15 protein-coding genes are annotated in these 20,156 nt (G+C 39.6%); 6 read left to right on the top strand and 9 right to left on the bottom strand.

Annotated features, from left to right (window positions below; genetic code table 11):
* Positions 1-297 precede the first annotated feature (297 nt).
* Both ACT4_RS02750 and ACT4_RS02755 read right to left on the bottom strand, forming a co-directional pair.
* A complete protein-coding gene (locus ACT4_RS02750) occupies positions 298-981 on the bottom strand; it encodes a Fe2+-dependent dioxygenase (protein WP_007479632.1) in 684 nt (227 codons plus the stop codon).
* A gap of 106 nt (positions 982-1,087) precedes the next feature.
* Positions 1,088-3,346, bottom strand: a complete 2,259-nt coding sequence (locus tag ACT4_RS02755; RefSeq protein WP_034604510.1) for a TonB-dependent siderophore receptor — start codon at positions 3,344-3,346, stop codon at positions 1,088-1,090.
* Positions 3,347-3,729: 383 nt separating this feature from the next.
* Between ACT4_RS02755 and tig the strand changes: the two genes are divergently transcribed.
* The 4 genes from tig (at position 3,730) to ACT4_RS02775 (ending at position 8,083) form a co-directional block, all read left to right on the top strand.
* Positions 3,730-5,061: a trigger factor gene (gene tig, locus ACT4_RS02760; RefSeq protein ID WP_004877523.1), complete on the top strand. Its 1,332-nt coding sequence runs from the start codon at positions 3,730-3,732 to the stop codon at positions 5,059-5,061.
* A gap of 197 nt (positions 5,062-5,258) precedes the next feature.
* Complete coding sequence (gene clpP, locus ACT4_RS02765) at positions 5,259-5,864, top strand: ATP-dependent Clp endopeptidase proteolytic subunit ClpP (RefSeq protein WP_004877521.1); 606 nt, start codon at positions 5,259-5,261, stop codon at positions 5,862-5,864.
* A 41-nt stretch (positions 5,865-5,905) separates the two neighbouring features.
* Positions 5,906-7,216 (top strand): ATP-dependent Clp protease ATP-binding subunit ClpX, encoded by a 1,311-nt coding sequence (gene clpX / locus ACT4_RS02770; protein WP_004877517.1) that lies wholly within the window; start codon positions 5,906-5,908, stop codon positions 7,214-7,216.
* A gap of 150 nt (positions 7,217-7,366) precedes the next feature.
* Positions 7,367-8,083, top strand: a complete 717-nt coding sequence (locus tag ACT4_RS02775) for a DUF2846 domain-containing protein (RefSeq protein ID WP_004877515.1) — start codon at positions 7,367-7,369, stop codon at positions 8,081-8,083.
* Between the two features lie 21 nt (positions 8,084-8,104).
* Here ACT4_RS02775 and ACT4_RS02780 read toward each other — a convergent pair whose 3' ends face one another.
* From ACT4_RS02780 to ACT4_RS02790, 3 genes are all read right to left on the bottom strand, one after another.
* On the bottom strand, positions 8,105-8,647 hold the full coding sequence (locus tag ACT4_RS02780) for a DUF2059 domain-containing protein (RefSeq protein ID WP_007479636.1): 543 nt from the start codon (positions 8,645-8,647) through the stop codon (positions 8,105-8,107).
* Positions 8,648-8,749: 102 nt separating this feature from the next.
* Entirely contained in the window at positions 8,750-10,273 is a 1,524-nt protein-coding gene (locus ACT4_RS02785; RefSeq protein WP_007479637.1) for a fumarate hydratase, read from the bottom strand.
* Between the two features lie 155 nt (positions 10,274-10,428).
* The gene (locus ACT4_RS02790) at positions 10,429-11,289 is read right to left on the bottom strand and encodes a helix-turn-helix domain-containing protein (RefSeq protein WP_007479639.1); all 861 of its coding nucleotides are present in this window, start codon (positions 11,287-11,289) and stop codon (positions 10,429-10,431) included.
* 178 nt (positions 11,290-11,467) lie between these two features.
* Here ACT4_RS02790 and ACT4_RS02795 point away from each other — a divergent pair, with 178 nt between their 5' ends.
* A complete protein-coding gene (locus ACT4_RS02795; RefSeq protein WP_007479641.1) occupies positions 11,468-12,373 on the top strand; it encodes a DMT family transporter in 906 nt (301 codons plus the stop codon).
* Positions 12,374-12,447: 74 nt separating this feature from the next.
* On the opposite strand, the gene pta is transcribed toward ACT4_RS02795, so the two are convergent.
* From pta to ACT4_RS02810, 3 genes are all read right to left on the bottom strand, one after another.
* Positions 12,448-14,583: a phosphate acetyltransferase gene (gene pta, locus ACT4_RS02800; RefSeq protein WP_007479642.1), complete on the bottom strand. Its 2,136-nt coding sequence runs from the start codon at positions 14,581-14,583 to the stop codon at positions 12,448-12,450.
* 32 nt (positions 14,584-14,615) lie between these two features.
* Positions 14,616-15,797 (bottom strand): acetate/propionate family kinase, encoded by a 1,182-nt coding sequence (locus tag ACT4_RS02805; protein WP_007479645.1) that lies wholly within the window; start codon positions 15,795-15,797, stop codon positions 14,616-14,618.
* A 299-nt stretch (positions 15,798-16,096) separates the two neighbouring features.
* On the bottom strand, positions 16,097-17,362 hold the full coding sequence (locus tag ACT4_RS02810) for a glutamate-5-semialdehyde dehydrogenase (protein WP_007479647.1): 1,266 nt from the start codon (positions 17,360-17,362) through the stop codon (positions 16,097-16,099).
* Positions 17,363-17,717: 355 nt separating this feature from the next.
* Here ACT4_RS02810 and ACT4_RS02815 point away from each other — a divergent pair, with 355 nt between their 5' ends.
* Entirely contained in the window at positions 17,718-19,031 is a 1,314-nt protein-coding gene (locus ACT4_RS02815; protein ID WP_007479648.1) for an alpha/beta fold hydrolase, read from the top strand.
* Positions 19,032-19,075: 44 nt separating this feature from the next.
* Here ACT4_RS02815 and ACT4_RS02820 read toward each other — a convergent pair whose 3' ends face one another.
* The gene (locus tag ACT4_RS02820; protein ID WP_004877499.1) at positions 19,076-19,921 is read right to left on the bottom strand and encodes a class I SAM-dependent methyltransferase; all 846 of its coding nucleotides are present in this window, start codon (positions 19,919-19,921) and stop codon (positions 19,076-19,078) included.
* Between the last annotated feature and the right edge of the window lie 235 nt (positions 19,922-20,156).

A 20,156-nucleotide genomic window follows, 5' to 3' on the forward strand; every position in this document is an offset into this window, starting at 1 on the left:
GCGCAGCATCAGGAGAGCAGCGAGATGTTTTGTATTATTAGACGGATGGGTGACACCGTGGGTTGTTTTCATCTTCTACCATTCAAATCAGTGATTGGGTTTTGCAGTTGTATTCATCATCTAGTAAAAACCAGTCTAGGTGAAAACACAAGCGACTGCAAAGGTCTATAAAACATTTTAATTTGAACAAGAGGGAAATGTTTTTCTATTTTTTGCAGTATTTCAAGAATTGTGAGAAAAATTTCCCATGATTTATAAAAAAATGGGAAAAATAAATTATTTCTTAATGCTGAAACTTTATAGTTCTGACCACATACGAATGAGGTTGTGATAGAGATTGGTAAGTTTCATTACTTCTGAATAGTTATCGCCGTGATCTTTGCGGAGCTGGCGGATGCTTTCATCTAAATTAAACAGCATATGACGTTTTTGATCTTCGCGAATAAGGCTCTGTACCCAAAAAAATGAAGCAAAGCGAGTGCCACGCGTGATGCTACTGACTTCGTGCAAACTAGTAGAAGGATAGAGTACGACATCACCTGCAGGAAGTTTTACTTCATGATAACCATAAGTATCCTCAATCACTAAATCGCCGCCGTCATATTCTTCTGGTTCACTCAAGAAAAGTGTGCAAGATAAATCTGTTCGAATTTGTTGACTCGTACCACGAATCAAACGAATGGAGTTATCGACATGAAAACCAAAGGTCTCGTGTTCATCATAGCGATTAAATAGTGGTGGAATAATCTGTCGTGGTAGAGCCGCGGCTTGGAACGTTGGATGTTTCCAAATGGCTTGCATCACGATCTCACTTAAATGATGGGTGAGAGGATCTTGTTCTGAAAGCTGCTGATTTTTTTTAACAGCTGCTGATAGTGTGCCTGCTGTTACTTTTCCACCAACCCAATTTGCTGTTTCCATCACTTTGCGGAATTCTGCAACTTGTTCTTTGCTTAATACATTAGGAATGTGATGAATCACAGAACATATCCTTTTGAATAATAGATAGTGATAAAAATAGCCTCTTTGTAGAGGCTATTTTATATTAACTTAGATGAATTCCATAATAAACTTATGGGATTTAGTCTTAGTATTTAAAGTTAACAGCAAGTACAGCGTTACGACCATCACCTTCATTTGCGTAATGTGCTGCGTGTGCACTCGTGAAATAACGCTTATTTGAGATGTTGTTGATGTTTAACTGTAAGTTTACATTATCATTTACATCATACTTTGCCATCGCATTATAGATCGTAAATGTAGGCAGGATTTTTGTCGATGTTGTTGCTGTGTTTGGGTTTGTATTTGCATATACCTGATCACGATATTGTGCACCAGCACCTAAAGTTAGTTTTGGTAAAACTTGGTATGTGCTCCACAAGCTAGCACTTTGTTTTGCTACGAAAGGCAATGGTTTGCCTTCCTGAGCAATAGCATTGTATGCAGCTTTAGTTAATTCACTATCTAAATAACTATAACCAATAGCTATTTCCCATTTATCTGTAATATGACCTGTTAAACCAAGTTCGAAGCCATCAACTTTACTCTCACCAACATTTGCTGTGGTGTTTGCATCAATTGAAACACGAGTATTTTGCTTCTCAGTACGGAAAATAGCAGCCGTTGCATTTGCACGGTTGTCCCAAAGGCTCCATTTTGTACCGATTTCATAGGTGCGTGCTTTTTCAGGCTCTAAATCTTGAGTTGAAACTGATAGTCCATCGATGTCTGGGTCAATCCCAACAGGGTTAGCAGCAGTTGCATAGCTTGCGTAAATACTGCCATTTTCGGTTGGACGGAACACAACACCTGCTTGATAAGAGAAGTAATCCGTATCGTTTGAATACTCTGTTCCAGCTGTGGTTGTTACACCACGACTCGTTACATCTTTATTGTATTTTAAGTTAGTATCAAACTGATCCCAACGTACGCCGAGGTTGAGTAACCAGTACTTGTTGAACTCAATACTATCTAATGCATAAATAGAAACAGTTTCATTGGTTAAAGTGGTTTGTTTCTTATTTGGGTTGAGTGTGCCTAACCACGGATCATTTGCGCTGGGGTTGTTTAGATCTGTACACCAACCATCATTGTTTGCACAGTTGGCGTTGAATCCAGCAGTCGTTGAACCTGGGTAACCTGGATAAGTCATATCGTAGTTACCGCGATTGGTTTTTTCACGATTGTACTCTGCACCAACATTAAAGCTATGTGCAATTGCACCCGTGTTTAACTTACCCGCTAAAGACAACTGATCGGTAAATGCTTCTGTGTCACGAATTGACTGAGTGGCACGACGATAAACTTTACCATTATAGATGTTACCTTTTGAGTCATCTGGATTTGTAAAGATATAATCTGCTTTTGAACGGCTATATGTTGTTGTATTCGTTACAGTTAGATCATCATTAAAATCATGTTCTAATTTTAAAGTACCGATGTGATTTTCACGTTTATCAAAGTCGCGATCTTTCCAACCGTAATATGTACCTTGTTTAACATTAACTGGACGACCATCAGCTTTATCCGTTCCAGCAGGTGGATTATTTGGGTTATTAAATGGAACGCCAGAATCTGGTTCATCATTGCTTTTCAAGAAGTAGTAGCTCAGCGTTGCACGATTTTCACTACCTAAACCAAATGCAATACTTGGTGCTAATCCAACACGTGCATATTCAGCACCGTTATGTTGGCCCGGTTTTTCATTCTCATGGCCCATCGCAATGACACGACCTGCGATACCATTGCCAAAGTCTTTATTTGCATCTAGTACGATGTGTTTGTAGTTATCAGTACCGCCAGCAACAGTACCTTGGTACTCATCACCTTCGTGAGCAACTTTAGGGATCAAGTTAATGCTACCACCTACACCGCTACCACCAGTAAGTGCAGAGCTTGAACCTTTAGTGATTTCTACTTGGTCGATTGCGAACATGTCACGATTTTGAGTCGTTGAGTTACGCACACCATCTACATAGATTGCGCTTTGCCCATTGTAACCACGAATATATGGGATATCTGTATAAGGTGTACCGCCTTCACCTGCGCCTAAAGTAATACCAGGCTCATTACGTAATGCTTCTAATAATGTATTTGAGTTGGTTTCTTTTAAAAGTTTTTGAGAAAGAATCGAAACAGTCTTTGGCGTATCTTTTAACGGAGCCACATATTTTGCATTTGCAGATTTGTCGACTTTTAATTCATCAACAGTTGCTTCTGCATGGATCGTTGGAAGCTGAACCACTTGGCTTTGATCTTGAGCAATCGCTGTTGTTGCGATCATTGATAGGGATGATGCAATTGCAGAAGAAACAAATTTCTTACGTGTTCTGATAAAAGAAGACATATCGTATCCATGTAAACCTTAAAATTCATGCAAATAATAATTATTCTTATTTTTATATGCAATTCTTTGGGATTGGTTTTAACGATCTTAAGATCATATAACTTTGGAAAAAGAAATAGAATAGTGTAATAAAGTGTAAGTTCTTGTGGATTTTGATTGTTTAAAATACGAGCGTTTTTTATGGTGGAGTAATTAACCTCGGGTACATGCAATTTTCACCTATTTAGAATAATCACTGAAAATAATTAAAAGAGGCGAGTTGGTAGAGATGCTCGGATTCACTTTTGCTGCTAGAATGCCTGACTAATTTTGTATATCAGCAAAGTTGTCATATAATGTGGCACTTTTAAAATTGTTACTACTAACTATATATCGAGGAAGCCATGCAAGTAACGACTGAAGCGGTTTCGGGCGTTGCCCGTCGTTTAAATGTTTCTGTACCGACGAGCCGTGTTAACGAGCAATTTGAAGCTCGCTTAAAACGCACTGCTAAAACTGTGAAGATCAACGGCTTCCGTCCAGGTAAAGTGCCTTTAAATGTTGTTCGCCGTGAATATGGTGCGAGCATTTATCAAGAAGTTGTGAATGACATCATTCGTGACACAGTATTCGAAGCGATTCAACAAGAAAAAATCAATGCGGTCGGTATGCCGAACATTGAGAAAGTTGAAAACAAAGATGATGCTTTAGTTTTTGAAGCGACTGTTGAAGTTTATCCTGAAGTAGAAGTGAAAGCTTTTGCTGATTTAGAAGTTGAGCGTAAATCATCAGAAATCAACGATGCAGATGTTGATGTAATGATTGAAAACTTGCAAAAACAACGTGCTTCTTGGACTGAAACCAAAGGCATGGCGAAAAAAGACATGCAAGTGACTTTCGATTTTGAAGGTACTGTTGATGGTGAGAAGTTTGAAGGCGGTACTGCTGAAGACTTTAAACTAGTTCTTGGTTCTGGTCGTATGATTCCAGGCTTTGAAGACGGTATCATCGGTATGAAGAAAGGCGAAGAGAAAGTGATTGATGTTACTTTCCCTGAAGACTACCAAGCTGAAAACTTAGCGGGTAAAGCAGCTCAATTCAAAATCACTGTGAAGCTTGTTGAAAAACAAAAACTTCCTGAGATTGATGCTGAATTCTTGAAAATCTTTGGTTTAACTGAAGAAGAAGGCTTAGATAAGTTAAAAGCTGACGTTCGTAAAAATATGGAACGTGAAGTTCGTAACGGTCTTCGTAACCAAGTTAAACAAGCTGCATTTGATGCACTTGTTGCTGCAAATGAAATCGAAGTTCCAGCTTCTATGGTTGCTCAAGAAATTGACCGTCAACGTCAACAAATGATCCAACAGTTCACTCAACAGTTTGGTGCTCAAGGCGCTGGTGCGTTTGATAGCAGCATGCTTCCTGATGAGTTGTTCAAAGAACAAGCTGAAAAATCAGTTAAGCTTGGTGTATTGGTTAGCAAAGTATTGGCTGATGCTAAACTTGAAGTTGACCAATCACGTGTTGATGCTTACATCGATGACATGGCTTCTTCTTATGAAGATCCAACAGAAGTTGTTGAATACTTCAAAAATGACAAGCAACAACGTGCTCAAATCGAAGCAGTTGTTTTAGAAGACCAAGTTGTAGATCACATTTTAGCTGCGGCTAAAGTAAGTGATGTCGCTGTAAGCTATGAAGACTTATTGAAAGAGCAACAAGCACGTCGTGGCTAAGCTTTCAAAAGTTTAAAAGAAAGGCGCTTATTGCGCCTTTTTTTATCCGTGTTATGAAAGTGTTAATTTCTAATGAAATTGCCAGCTTTTAGTCTAAATAATCGAATATTTCAGATTGAACCTTTTGCAATTTCGTCGATTATCCCTCATATTGTTGGCATAGACCGAGTCACAATAATTTAGGAATAAGTAAACGTATGTATGTTCCAACAATTGAAAATGCTTTAGTTCCTGTTGTCGTTGAACAGTCATCTCGTGGTGAGCGTTCATTTGACATTTATTCACGTTTGTTACGTGAGCGCGTTATTTTCTTAACGGGTGAAGTAGAAGATAACATGGCAAACCTCATCGTTGCTCAGATGTTATTTTTAGAAGCTGAAAATCCAGAAAAAGACATTCATCTTTATATTAACTCACCGGGCGGTTCGGTGACTGCGGGTATGGCGATTTACGATACCATGCAGTTTATTAAACCTGATGTCGTGACTTATTGTATGGGACAGGCTGCTTCTATGGGCGCTTTCCTATTAAATGCTGGTGCAAAAGGTAAACGTTACTGTCTTGAAAATGCACGTGTCATGATTCACCAACCTTTAGGCGGCTTCCGTGGTCAAGCTTCTGATATTGAAATTCATGCTCGTGAAATTTTATTTATCAAAGAGCGTTTAAATCGCTTAATGGCTGAACATAGTGGTCAAGACTATGAAACGGTTGCTCGTGATACAGATCGTGACAACTTCATGACTGCGCAAGCAGCAAAAGAATATGGTTTGGTTGATCAAGTGCTTAGTAAGCGTCCTTGATTTTTAAAAACTAAGTTTAAGATTTAAGTGGTGGAGTAAATATGTCCGAACATCCTCAAGGACAAAAACATTGTTCATTTTGTGGTAAGACGCAATCTGAAGTTGGAAAATTGATTGCAGGTGAGGACGCATATATTTGTAATGAGTGTGTGGATGTCTGCTTGGATTTAGTGCAAACAAGTCAACAAGTGGAAGCAGGTGATTGGGCGACAAAACCATTGCCTAAACCACACGAAATTCGTGCAGCGTTAGATCAATACGTCATCGGACAAGATGTTGCTAAAAAAACATTGTCAGTTGCTGTTTATAACCACTACAAACGTTTGAAGGTTGGTCAATCTCAGCATGGAAACCCTGAAATTGAGATTGCCAAGAGTAATATCTTACTGATTGGACCAACAGGTTCAGGGAAGACATTACTTGCACAAACGCTTGCTCGTTTACTCGATGTGCCTTTTGCAATGGCAGATGCAACAACACTCACTGAAGCAGGTTATGTCGGTGAAGATGTTGAAAACATCGTGCAAAAGCTACTGCAAAAAGCGGATTATGATGTAGAAAAAGCACAGAAAGGCATTATTTATATTGATGAGATTGATAAGATTACTCGTAAATCTGAAAATCCATCGATTACTCGTGATGTGTCTGGCGAAGGTGTACAACAAGCATTATTGAAAATGATTGAAGGTACGGTTGCTTCTATCCCACCACAAGGTGGCCGTAAGCATCCACAGCAAGAATTTATCCAAATTGATACTGCGAATATCCTATTTATTTGTGGTGGTGCTTTCTCTGGTTTGGAAAAAATCGTACAGCAACGTCAAGAAAAAGGCGGAATCGGTTTTACTGCTGATGTGAAGAATAAAGATGACAGCAAAAAAGTCTCTGAATTATTCCGTCAAGTTGAAGCGACTGATTTGGTTAAATTCGGTTTAATTCCTGAATTTATTGGTCGTTTACCGGTGATTGCAACCTTAGAAGAGTTAGATGAAGAAGCTTTGATGCAGATTCTAACTGAGCCTAAAAATGCATTAACTCGTCAATATCAATACTTATTCAGCATGGAAGATGTTGACTTGGTATTTGATGATTCCGCATTGCGAGCAGTGGCGAAGAAAGCGCTTGAGCGTAATACAGGTGCGCGTGGCTTGCGTTCAATTCTGGAAAATGTATTGCTTGAAACCATGTATGATTTACCTAGTCGTACAGATGTAGGTACTGTCATTGTGGATGAAGCTGTGATTAATGGTACAGCAAAACCTACTTTTAAAGCTGAACGTTTACCACAAACAGGTACGCCGGAATTGGTTGAAAAAACGGATCTGAAAGTGGTTGACTCTAAGTCTGCTTAATTCACATTCATCTAAAAAAGCATGAAAGGCTTGGCTTTTCATGCTTTTTTTATTTGCAATTAGGCGTTGAGGTGTTAATCTTAAAATTGAAAAAATCCGCATAGTTTTGCGCTGTTAAAAATAAATTCAAAAAACGCCTTGAGGGATGTCATGCGTTATTTAATATTGTCATTATGTTGTGCAGGGGTGTTGGCTGGCTGCCAAAGTCATAAGGCAGTGGAAAATGATCCAACTGTATTGACTGCGACACTTCCATCTATAGATACAGAAAAAGAGCCGGGTTTATTTGATCAATATCATGTCGGTGGTTTCTCTGTCGGTGGCTGGGTCAATCAAAAATTAGGTCAATACTTCGAACCTATCAAACCGCAAAATGAACAAGCTGCAGTCGTCTATTTATACCGACCAGATACGCGTTGGAATCGTCAGGAAATTGCAGCCGCGAATTTATTTATCAATGGGCATCGTATCCCTAGCTTGCTGCATAATCACTATTATTGGTTAGAACTACCAGCAGGTACATATCGTTTAAGCGTGAGTCGTCCTTTGGCTGGCTTACATTTCCAAAAGCCGAAATATGTCGATTTTACTGTGGATGCGGCACAAACTTATTTTATTAAATACGATGAAGAAAATAAGATTTCAAGAAGTGAGCATACTGGCCCATTTATGATTATGCCAGATAAAGTCGCACGCCAAGAGATTGCATTTACTCGATTAAAATCATCTAGCTATAACTTTGTTGCGCAGGATGCTTCTGGGAAAATTCGTAGCAAGCCGCAAGAGTTAAAGCCTGCGAAGTACGACGAAAAATCAGAAGTACATTTGGTCAAACCATTTAAGTTATGGAACCCTTTAACTTGGTAAAACCAACATCAAGAATAATTATCAGTTGATTTGAATGAGTGGTTTGATGATTGTTAAAAACTGCTCTTTCAGCTCAGCACTTTGCTCGGGATCATTTAACGTCTGTTCGCTTAAGCTATTCATATATTGAAAGACATCAGTGCTGATTTTCAGATTTTTCTTATTAATTGATTTGCCCTCTGGTGTCCTTAAAAATTTAAGATAGGCTTGAATCTCTTCTTCTGTCAAAGTCTCTGCATAGATTTTTTCAATATTTTGTAGAGTTTCAGGACGAGCAAAGACTTTAGAGCTAGTTTGTTTCAGTAGTTGGCTCAATTCTAAAACAGCTAAATGTTCTTGTGTGGTGGTTAATTCATTCTTACCCAAAATATTTAATAAAATGTTCTCGGCTTGTTTGTCTAATGCTGGCTGCATTTCCTCTAATGAGGCATTTAAAACATTTTCAAGATCACTAAGTGTGATCAGTTCTTTAACTGATTTCAATTGAGCAGGGCTAGCAAAAGTATTCTGCATGTTGATTATTAGACAAAACCCAATCATAAAGATGGGTAAACGCTTACGCATATCTCTATCCCTATACTCATATTATCTTTTTGTAATGTAACAGATACTTTAGACAAAAAAATAGCCGAATCAATGGATTCGGCTATTTTTCTGATAAAGGCGTTATTGCGCAGCATCAGCGACTGGGATTTTACCAATCTTCGCTTGCCAGATTTTTGGTGCAGTCGCATGGATTGATGTGCCATTTACGTCCACAGCAACAGAAACAGGCATATCTTCAACCACAAATTTGTAGATTGCTTCCATACCTAAATCAGCAAATGCTACAACTTCAGCTTCACGTACCGCTTTTGATACGAGGTAAGCTGCACCACCAACGGCCATAAGGTAAGTTGCTTGGTTGTCTTTGATCGCTTCAATTGCAGCAGGACCACGATCTGCTTTACCAATCATACCGAATAAACCAGTCGCTTCTAGAACTTGTCGAGTGAATTTATCCATACGGGTTGCTGTTGTTGGGCCAGCAGGACCAACGACTTCATCGCCGACTGGATCGACTGGACCCACGTAGTAAATAAATTTACCTTTTAAGTCGACTGGAAGCTCTTCACCGTTATTTAACATGTCGACCATGCGCTTATGCGCAGCATCACGACCTGTATAAATCGTACCATTGAGAAGTAATGTATCGCCTGGCTTCCAAGCATTCATTTCTTCTTGGGTGATCGTGTCGAGATTCACACGCTTAGATTGAGAAGAATCCCAAGTTACTGCAGGGTAGTCTTCAAGTTTAGGTGCTTGAATGTGTGCAACACCTGTACCATCTAATTGGAAATGAGCATGACGAGTCGCTGCACAGTTCGGGATCATACCAACTGGTTTACCAGCAGCGTGACATGGGTAATCTTTGATTTTGATATCAAGAACAGTGGTTAAACCGCCAAGACCTTGTGCACCAATACCCAACGCATTCACTTTTTCGAAGATCTCAATACGGAGTTCTTCCATTTTGTTTTGTGGGCCACGACGAAGTAATTCGTCCATGTTGATTTCTTCCATCAATGCTTCTTTTGCAAGCATCATGGCTTTTTCAGCAGTACCACCAATCCCGATACCGAGCATACCTGGTGGACACCAGCCTGCACCCATTGTTGGAACAGTTTTAAGTACCCAATCTACGATTGAGTCTGATGGGTTCAACATTGCAAGTTTAGATTTATTTTCTGAGCCGCCACCTTTAGCAGCCACGGTAATATCAACTTTATTACCTGGTACGAGTTTGTAGTGGATGACAGCAGGGGTATTGTCTTTGGTATTTTTACGACCAAAAGCTGGATCAGCAAGAACAGAAGCACGCAATACGTTTGAGTTTTCTAAGTAACCTTGGCGTACGCCTTCGTTTACTGCATCGTCTAAGCTCATGGTTAAATCAAATTTAACGTCTAAGCCAACTTCAAGGAAAACGTTGACAATACCTGTATCTTGACAGATTGGTCGATGGCCTTCAGCGCACATACGTGAGTTGATGAGGATTTGTGCAATTGCATCTTTTGCAGCTTTGTTTTCTTCACGATCATAAGCACGGCTCATCGCTTGGATGAAGTCTTGTGGGTGATAGTAAGAAATAAACTGGAGGGCATCCTTGATTGATGTAATCAAGTCATCTTGTTTGATGATCGTTGTCATATCAAAATTCTCTTGAGCGGGCTAATAGCTGGCGGGCTAAATTATATGACAAAAAGCATTCATTGTGGGAGTTTTACCGAGTATTTGGCAAAAGGTCTAAGAGGAATGATCAAATGGCTTTTATGAGAATTTACTCAAATGATTGAAGGGGAAAATCATTTCTTTCTCATTTGCGATGGCGAATAGCCAAAATGCTTTTTAAAACGATGACTAAAATGACTACTCGAACTAAATCCATACTGAGTCGAGATATTCGTCAGATTTTCATGGGTCAATTCTAATGCTCGATGTGCCAATTCTAGTCGACGTTGCATGACATATTGATGAGGTGGCATTTTCATTGACTGTTTAAACATATGTGCAAAATGATATTCACTCAATGCTGTTTGTTGAGCGAGATCAGATAAAGTCAAGCTTAGGTGTAAGTGTCGATCAACCCATTCTAATAATTGCTTTAATACATAGGGTGATAATCCACCTTTAACTTCAGGTGTCGTCCATTGTGTATGGCTATAATTTTTAATTAAGTGATTGAGTAATAGCGTTGTTGCGGTACTCATTTGCAAATGATTTTCACGATTTTGCCAAGCACCATTGAGTAAAAAATGTCGATAAAGCGTAGAAATTTGCGGGTCAGCCACAAAAATCTGTGGATTTAGGGCGATTTGGCTGGGTTCTCTATCCCAAACTTGCTCGGCAATCCGTCTTAGGTGTTGTTCTGTATAGTAAAGATGCACAAAAGTAAGCGGATCTCTGAGATCCCATGTCGACTCGAAATCTTGCGGCATCAGACACATACGATCTGGCCCACCGCCATTGTGCCAACCATGTTCAGTCTTTTGATAGCTCTGATAGCCGCCCTGAATATACATGCTTAAGGTGTGATGATTACTGCAAACACTGACACGATCTTGGTTATTTTGCCACATCGCGAGTTGCATACCTGAACCCAGTTCTACTGAGTCGAGCAATTGGGCCTTATATTGTTGTAATTGATCTAGAATCTGATATTTCATCTTCTACACACTGCGCAAGTATCGTGATTAGTGTAGGACTTTCTATTGATATTGTCACCAAAACGAAAGCGGATAAAGAAAATCGCAATTTGATGATAATCACCACAAGATCATGCAAGCATAAAAAGAGAGAAGTTAGACAAAATAGTGATCTCTATGATTGAGTTTGGTTTTAGAAATGAATGCGTTGTTATATGCCTTGGTTGTGGTGATCTGGGGAACGACATGGATTGCAATTACGGTACAGCAACAAAGTGGTATAGCAGCAAATGTTGCTGTGTTCTGGCGTTTTTTTATATCCGCATTAGTGTTATTTGTTTTTATTTGCTTAACTCGGAAATTACAGAAATTGACGGCTAAAGACCATCTGTTTTGTATGTTGCAAGCGAGTTGCATTTTTGGTTTTAACTTTGTTTGTTTTTATTATGCGGTGCAATATATCAGTAGCGGTTTAGAAGCTGTTATTTTTTCAATGGCTGTTATTTTTAATACCATTAATGCAAAACTCTTTTTCTCTCAGCAAATTTCTACGCGATTTTATCCTGCGGCGTTGTTGGGATTATTTGGAATTGTGGCTTTGTTTTGGCATGACGTGGTTGGGACGACCTTGAATAGTCATACGCTGATGGGTATCGGACTTTGTATGGTCGGAACTTACGGATTTTCATTAGGAAATATGATCAGCACACGTCACCAAAAACATGGACTAGATATTTTCACAACCAATGCTTTTGCTATGTTTTATGGTTCTATGTTAATGGCATTGATTTCGTTGTTAAAGCAGGATGATTTTTTCCCAAGTATGCCTGTGAGTTCAGTGAGTGCATTATTGTATTTAGCAATTTTTGGTTCAGTGATTGGCTTTACTGCTTATTTTTATTTGGTAGGACGAATTGGGGCAGGCAAGGCTGCGTATAGTACTTTACTATTTCCACTCGTGGCATTGCTCATTTCTACAGTTTGGGAAGGTTATCAATGGCAGATGAATGCCGTGATTGGAGTAATTCTGATTTTATGCGGTAACGCAATTTTCTTTGTAAAAGGACCGCAGTTGAAGTTATTCAGAATGTCAAAGGAAGTATGAGAAATACGATGATGTAAAAAGACCATCTATTTAAATATATCAAATAGATGGTCTTTGGCTGTCAGAACAATATGTTAGTCTTGTTGTTTTGCCTGAATCGCAGTTAATGCGATGGTAAATACAATATCATCAACCAATGCACCACGAGACAAATCATTCACAGGCTTGTTTAGACCTTGCAGCATTGGGCCGACACTCACGACATTGGCAGCACGTTGCACCGCCTTATAGGTCGTATTGCCTGTATTGAGATCAGGGAAGATAAAGACGTTGGCACGACCAGCAACTTTTGAATCTGGCGCTTTTTGACGACCTACACTCTCAACTGAAGCCGCATCATATTGCAAAGGACCATCGATCAATAAATCTGGTCGACGTTGTTGTGCAATTTTGGTTGCTTCGGCAACTTTTTCAACATCTGCACCTGTCCCTGATGTGCCTGTTGAGTAGCTGATCATAGCAATACGTGGGTCTAAACCAAATGCTTTTGCCGAGTCTGCTGATTGAATCGCAATTTCAGCAAGTTGTTCTGCATTTGGGTCAGGGTTAATTGCACAGTCACCATACACATAAACTTCATCTGGCAGCAGCATGAAGAAAATAGACGAGACAAGTGAATAGTTCGGCGCAGTTTTAATAAGCTGGAATGCTGGGCGAACAGTATTTGCTGTTGTGTGAATCGCACCTGATACCAAACCATCCACTTGATCAAGTGCAAGCATCATCGTACCAAGTACCACTGTATCTTGCAGTTGTGCTTTGGCTTGTAAGGCATCAAGTTTGCCTTTACGTAACTCCACCATTGGTTCGATATATTGATCACGGATACTGTCTGGATCAATGATTTCTAAATCATCTGGTAGTTGAATGCCACGCGCTTTTGCAACTTCTGCTACAGATTCTGGTTTAGCAAGCAAAATACATTGTGCAATACCACGCGTTTGACAAATCACCGCGGCTTGAACGGTACGAGGTTCATCACCTTCAGGTAAAACAATACGTTTTTTCGCTGAAATTGACTTTTGAACAAGTTCATAACGGAAAGCAGAAGGCGACAAACGTGGATGTAAATTATTTTGCGTGTGCTGATCAAGCCATTGATTATCAATATGGCTTGATACAAAACGGGTCACTTGTTCTGCACGCTCAGTATCATCAACTGGAATTTCATTACCAAAGTGATGTAAGCGTTGTGCTGTTTCTAAGGTGTCTAAAGACGTATGCAAAATCGGTAGACCTTGCTTAATAGCACTTTGACAGAATTCTAAGACATTGTCTGCTGGCGCAGCTTGTTCCGTTAAAATTAGGCCTGCGAGCGGAATACCATTACTACTTGCAAGGCTTGCTGCAAGTAGCGTATCGGTACGCTGAGACGCACTAATAATCAGCTCACCTGCAACAAATTTATGTAGTTCAGATTCAATATCCGATGCAACCAAACTGGTATGTAAAATACGACGTTGTTTGGCTTCACCTTCATGTAACCATGTCCCGTTGACCAGTGGGGCAATATCCAAGCTTCTTGGGACGCTTAAAATATTGCTAAATGGAACGAGTCCAATAATTGGAAGCTCATTGGTGCCCATGAAGCGATTGTAGCGTTGTAACTCAACTGAAAACTCAGCGATTTGTTTTTCTAAACGTAAACTTGGATCAAGGGTGACTGGGATTTCAGCAGTACCATCAGGAAGCCCTTTGGTTCGCATGAACAGTACGCCTGTAGTACGAGCAGACGCAGCACCACCAAATTGACGGAGGTGTGCATCAACTTTTTCGGCTGTTTTGCGTGGATCAACTAGATCTGCGGTACTGACAAGCACAACTTGCGCATCAAGTGCTTGAGCCAGCGCCGCATTGATTTCGCTTGCAAAATGATCTTGTCCATTTGGAACTAGACCTTCCACAATAATCACATCATGATGTGCGGAAATTCTACGATGAAGGGCAACAGCTTCTTCAAGTAATTCGTCTGTTTCACCTAATGAAATTAATTGCGTTAGTTTTTCATAGGTAATTGGTTCAACAGATTGATGTTGGAATAAATGGCTATATAGCGTTGTTGTGCGATCAACCGTTGTATCCGCAATTTGAGAAAATGGTTTTAGAAACCCCGCATTAATACCTTTACAGTCCAATGCATAAATCATACCTAAGCAAGCTGATGTTAAACCAACACCTTCGCCTGTAGGAATTAATAAAATAGTGTTCATAATGACCTTAATTTTTATCTAAATTTTTTGAACTAAGCTAAAACAGTTTGCTCAACCACTTGACGTGTTTCTTTGGCAATACGACCTTCTTCGTCCGTAGGCACCACCCAAATCTGAGGGCCTTGACCTGCATCAATACGGCCTTCAGTACCGCGAGGGAGCGCATCGTTTTTCTCTTTACTGAATTGCAAGCCAAAGTGAGATAAGTAACCTAAAGTTTTTTCACGGACATACGCTGAGTTTTCACCAATTCCACCAGTAAATACCAAGCCATCTAAACGAGGTAAACCACAGCTAAGCGCTGAGAGTGATTTTGCTAAACGATAGCAGAATACTTCGATTGCAAGTGTCGCTCCTTCATGTCCATCGTTTGAAGCATCAACTAAAGTACGCATATCGTTTGATAACCCAGAAAGACCAAGCAAGCCACTTTCTTTATTGAGCATATTGTCAATTTTTTGAATATCCCAGCCCAAGTTGCTTGCCAAGAACAGATGTAAACTTGGATCTACATCACCGCTACGTGTGCCCATAACCACACCTTCAAGTGGTGTCATTCCCATTGATGTATCAATACTTTGACCATTCCAAACCGCACAAGTCGAACTCCCGTTACCTAAATGTGCGCTTAACCAACCGCCTTGATTTTTTGCTCCTGCAAGCTCACTTGCACGCTCTGTTACATAAGCGTGGCTTGTGCCGTGGAAGCCATAGCGACGAACGTGGTGCTCTGTATATAAATTTTGTGGTAATGCATAACGATATGCATGTTCAGGCATAGTTTGATGGAATGCAGTATCAAATACAGCAACTTGTGGTAATTCAGGGAACAAACGCATGGTTGCTTCGATACCCACTAAATGTGCAGGATTATGCAATGGAGCTAAAGGTGTTGCAGCTTCGATACGTTTCACGATTTCAGGCGTTAAAAGCTCTGCTTTGGTGAGGTTGCCACCATGAACTACACGATGACCAATTGCTTGCGGATTATAATTTGCTAGGCGTGCTAAAAGTGTTTCAAGTGCTTTTGCATGGTCTGCATGTGGAATCGAAAGCTCTAAGGGTTCACCGCCAACGGTCACACCTTTGATTCGTGCATCAGCAGAGCCTAAGTTTTCTGCCAAGCCATAAATACGATCTTCGCGACGCTCAGAAATTAGCGCGTATTTGATTGAAGATGAACCACAGTTAATTACAAGTACAGATTTAGCCACGTTTTGAACACCTAACAGATTTTAAATTTGATGACGAACACTTTGATCTTGCCGCAACGCAAAAGGCAGTGGAATCAAGCGCAATGTTTTAACATGGGTTGTTGTATTGGTGAAAATAGACTTTAGCCTATACAACTGATTTATAATTGAATCTCATTAATTATAGGTTGCAAATCATAATTTCTTTTGAGTGATGTGTTTATTTTGCACGTATTTTTTGTATGAAATTATGTAAAAACACGATAAAGATCAAGTTGATGAGCTTTATCGTGTGGAATATTTAAAACAACAAAAATAAATTATTGGCGAATTTGACCATCACCAAAAACAATCCATTTTTGTGAGGTTAAACCTTCTAAACCAACAGGTCCGCGTGCATGAATTTTATCGGTTGAAATTCCAATTTCAGCACCTAAACCATACTCAAAGCCATCAGCGAAGCGGGTTGAGGCATTGATCATGACTGAGCTTGAGTCAACACGTGCGAGGAACTCGCGTGCTAGACTAAAGTTTTCAGTTACGATGGCATCTGTGTGATGAGAACCATATTTGTTGATATGCTCAATAGCTTCATCCATGCCGCTGACGACTTTGATCGCCAAGATCGGGCCTAGATATTCGGTATACCAATCTTCTTCAGTCGCCGTTTTAACTGAATCACCTAAAATCCGTTGTGTTTCCGCACAACCGCGAAGCTCAACTTGTTTTTCAGCATAAAGTTCAGCAATACTCGGTAAGAAATCATCTGCAATTGCTTCATCGACTAACAATGTTTCCATCGCATTACACACACCATAACGATGTGTTTTAGCATTTAGTGCGATAGGCAATGCTTTTTGAAGATCCGCTTGTGCTTCGACAAAAACGTGGCAATTTCCGTCTAAGTGTTTAATCACTGGAATACGCGCTTCATTGGTAATACGTTCAATCAAGCTTTTGCCACCACGAGGTACGATCACATCAACATATTCAGTCATGGTAATCAAATGACCAACAGCAGCACGATCAGGTGTATCGATTACTTGCACGGCATACTCAGGTAATCCTGCAACTTGTAAACCGTGTTGAATCGCTGTTGCAATGGCTTTATTTGATTCAAGTGCTTCTGAACCACCGCGTAAAATGATGGCATTACCTGACTTTAAAGCAAGTGACGCTGCTTCTAATGTCACGTTTGGTCTTGATTCATAAATCATACCAATGACACCTAAAGGCACACGCATTTTACCAAGTTGAATACCTGATGGACGGTAAGCAAGATCCGTGATTTCACCAATTGGATCAACCAAGGCGATCACATCTTTAAGACCTTGTAACATGCCTTTAAAGCGAGCAGGGGTCAACTCTAAACGATCGAGTAAAGCGTTGTCTAATTGGCGTTGGCGACCATTTTCCATATCGATTTGATTGGCTGCTAAAATTTGTGCTTGATTATTTTCCAAAGCAGTATAAATTGCAGACAATGCATGATTTTTCAAATGAGTCGATGCGCTAGTCAAAACACGAGACGCTTTACGCGCTTGGATACCGACCTGCTGCATATAATTTTGAATAGATTCTTGCATAGCATTTTGATGATTGCATGTATTTATAAAGATAGTAACAGTCAAATGCGGAACAATGAATAGTTTGAACCGACAATTCAAAAAATTATAAATTGTTAAATTGCTCAAACCTTTTGATTTAAATGCGATGGAGATATTGAATAAATCGCTGAGACTACATATTTTGCAAAAGATTATTACTTTAAACAAGATAAGTGGTTAAGGAAATGATTGCGTATAAAACGTGCATTTGTATAGAATGAAAATGTATAGGATAAATGTAATACAAATTTTATAAATTTGTTAACTAGCAAGTAGAAATCGCTAAAAAATGAGACTCTTGCTGCAAAAAAATAATCAAGGATGGAGGAAGGATATGAATTCCATTATCCAAATGGACTCGGATTTAAATCATACCTTCACGGGTTTTGGTTTTTTCGACATATACAATAAAAACAGTTTTAAACAACCAGCACATACGACATGGATAGATGGTTGGAAAATTGAATATATGGCAATTGCAGATCCTAAAACGATCTACAACACGCCAATTGTAATTGTCGGGGGCGCATTTCAAAATTTTAACTCTTATAAGTATTGTGTTGAGCAACTCTTTGAGAGTGGACCCGTGATTTTAATTGACTTACCTTCAATGGGAGCTAATCAACAAATTCGTAATGTTGATACAGGTGAGTCAGCTGGAATTCTAGAACTACCAGATTTATCTAAAATGTTAGGTCAGTGGCTTGATATCGTTGGAATTGAAAAAGTTTCAGTGATGGGGATGTCATTAGGCTCAGTGGTCGCATCTTCTTTTGCTCATCAACGTCCAGAACTGATTGATCGTATGGTGTTAATGGGGGTTATGCAGAAGACACGCAAGAGCTGGCGTATGCTACTTGAAGAATCTCTACATTTAATGCGTGAAGATCGCATGGAAGAGTTTGGTCAAGCTGTAATTTTGTATCTCGTAAATCATGCGAAGCTAGACAAAACGCGAATGTCACCAACAGCAAAACGTTTGTTCTTCAGACAAATGGCTGAGTTTACTGCGACAGAGCGAGAGCGTTATGAGATTAATTGCAATCGTTTACTGCGTTTAAGTGATGTGCCAGTGCCACAATGTAAAACATTGGTCGCGGCTGGTCAGTACGATAGTTTTACTTTGCCGCATGAAAATGCTGATTTCGCTTTGCAATGTCAAGATATGCAGTTTGCTTTAATTGCCAATGCAGATCATGTACCGCAACTGCAACGCCGTAAAGAAACCATGAATTTATTCACCTCATTCTTAAAAGGAGAATCCATCGATAACCTTGATGGCATTATTCCTATGACGCGTGAAGAAATGAAGAACATCGAGCGTCGTGGTGAAGAGCGTATCCCTGTTTTGCAGCCTGAAACGAAATTATCTCATCGCCATTCAGACATTGAAGCTGGTGTAAAAATTGTAGATATCACTTTCTTTGGGGTGTTTTTAAAACTTGATAATCTTGAACAACTTAACTTTGTTCGTCAGCAGCCGCGTGATTTAGCATTGCATTTGGTTGATGAAGAAGGTGAGTTTAAAATTGAGTGCTTAACCTTTGATGCTACTGAGCAAGGGCTTCGTATTCTCTTCAAACACGGTAGTTTTGATGTGGCAGACCGTTTGACTCGTTTTATTGCACGTCAAAAACCTGCTGAATAATCGTGATAAATAAAAAAGGTGGGATAACCCACCTTTTTTAATGTCTATTTATTATTGCTCGCTTTTATAGTCCAGACGAGATCACCTAAATGCTGCTGATTGTTTTCTAGGATCTGCTGCTCGAAAAACTGTTTTGGTTGTTGGATCACAACCTGTTTAAAACCTGCTTCGTAAAAGAAACTTTCAACTTCGGCAGGTGTTTTAAAGTGAAAACTAAACGCGCTACGAGACATCCATTTAAGTAGACGACTGCTGTTCCAAATAATGGTAGCGAGTTTATTTTGCGTTGGTTCTGGATAGAGATCAGTTAAATAATGTAGTTCTTTAAAGTCTTGACCATAAGTGACGATAGATTTAATCAATTGCTGTAATAAAGGCTTTTCAAAATAATTGATGAGACCTTCACTGATAATCACAAGTGGACGTTTTGGATCAAATACTTCAAATGCCGAAGCGAATGTTTCTGTGAATAAATCAACGGAAAGGACATCATCAACTTCACCTTCAATTTGTTGCAGGGCGGCTTGTTTGGTTGCAGCCATATCAGGTAAATCAAGCTCGCGATAGGTAATATTTGGATAATGTTGTCTAAACCACCAACCACGCGGTGACAAGCCACATGCAATTTCGAGTACTTGGATATCAGGATACTGCTGAATTAATTCTTGTAAGTCATGATCAAGCATCGTATGACGTTGTTTAAGCGTGGTGCGCATGCTGCCACCAACATATTTTTCAGCCCAACTTTCAATTGGATGTACAAGTGCTGCTAGTGTTTTGCCTTTGGCAGTTGCTAAAGCTGGATGTGAAATCCCCATTTGATACCAAATATAGCCGGTGTAGTGTGCAGTAAATGAAATATGGCGATGTTTTGAAAGTTGTTGTGTCATCTGTCCTAGACTCTATTTTCCTAATTTGGATATATAAATTAATCTCTTTTTAACGTTGAGATTTTGCTACCAAATCCGATTTTAGGTTTGTTATTTACTATCGTAGAGCGGCATGGATGCCGCTATTGGGCTGGGGTTACAAGGATGTACCCTCAGCCTAACAAAGGATTTTTGCTTACTTTTCATCCCTGAAAAGTAACTCGAGCCGAAGGCAAACTTCTTCAATCAGATCAGC

The organism is Acinetobacter sp. NBRC 100985, assembly GCF_000241225.1.
Classification (GTDB): Bacteria; Pseudomonadota; Gammaproteobacteria; order Pseudomonadales; family Moraxellaceae; genus Acinetobacter; species Acinetobacter venetianus.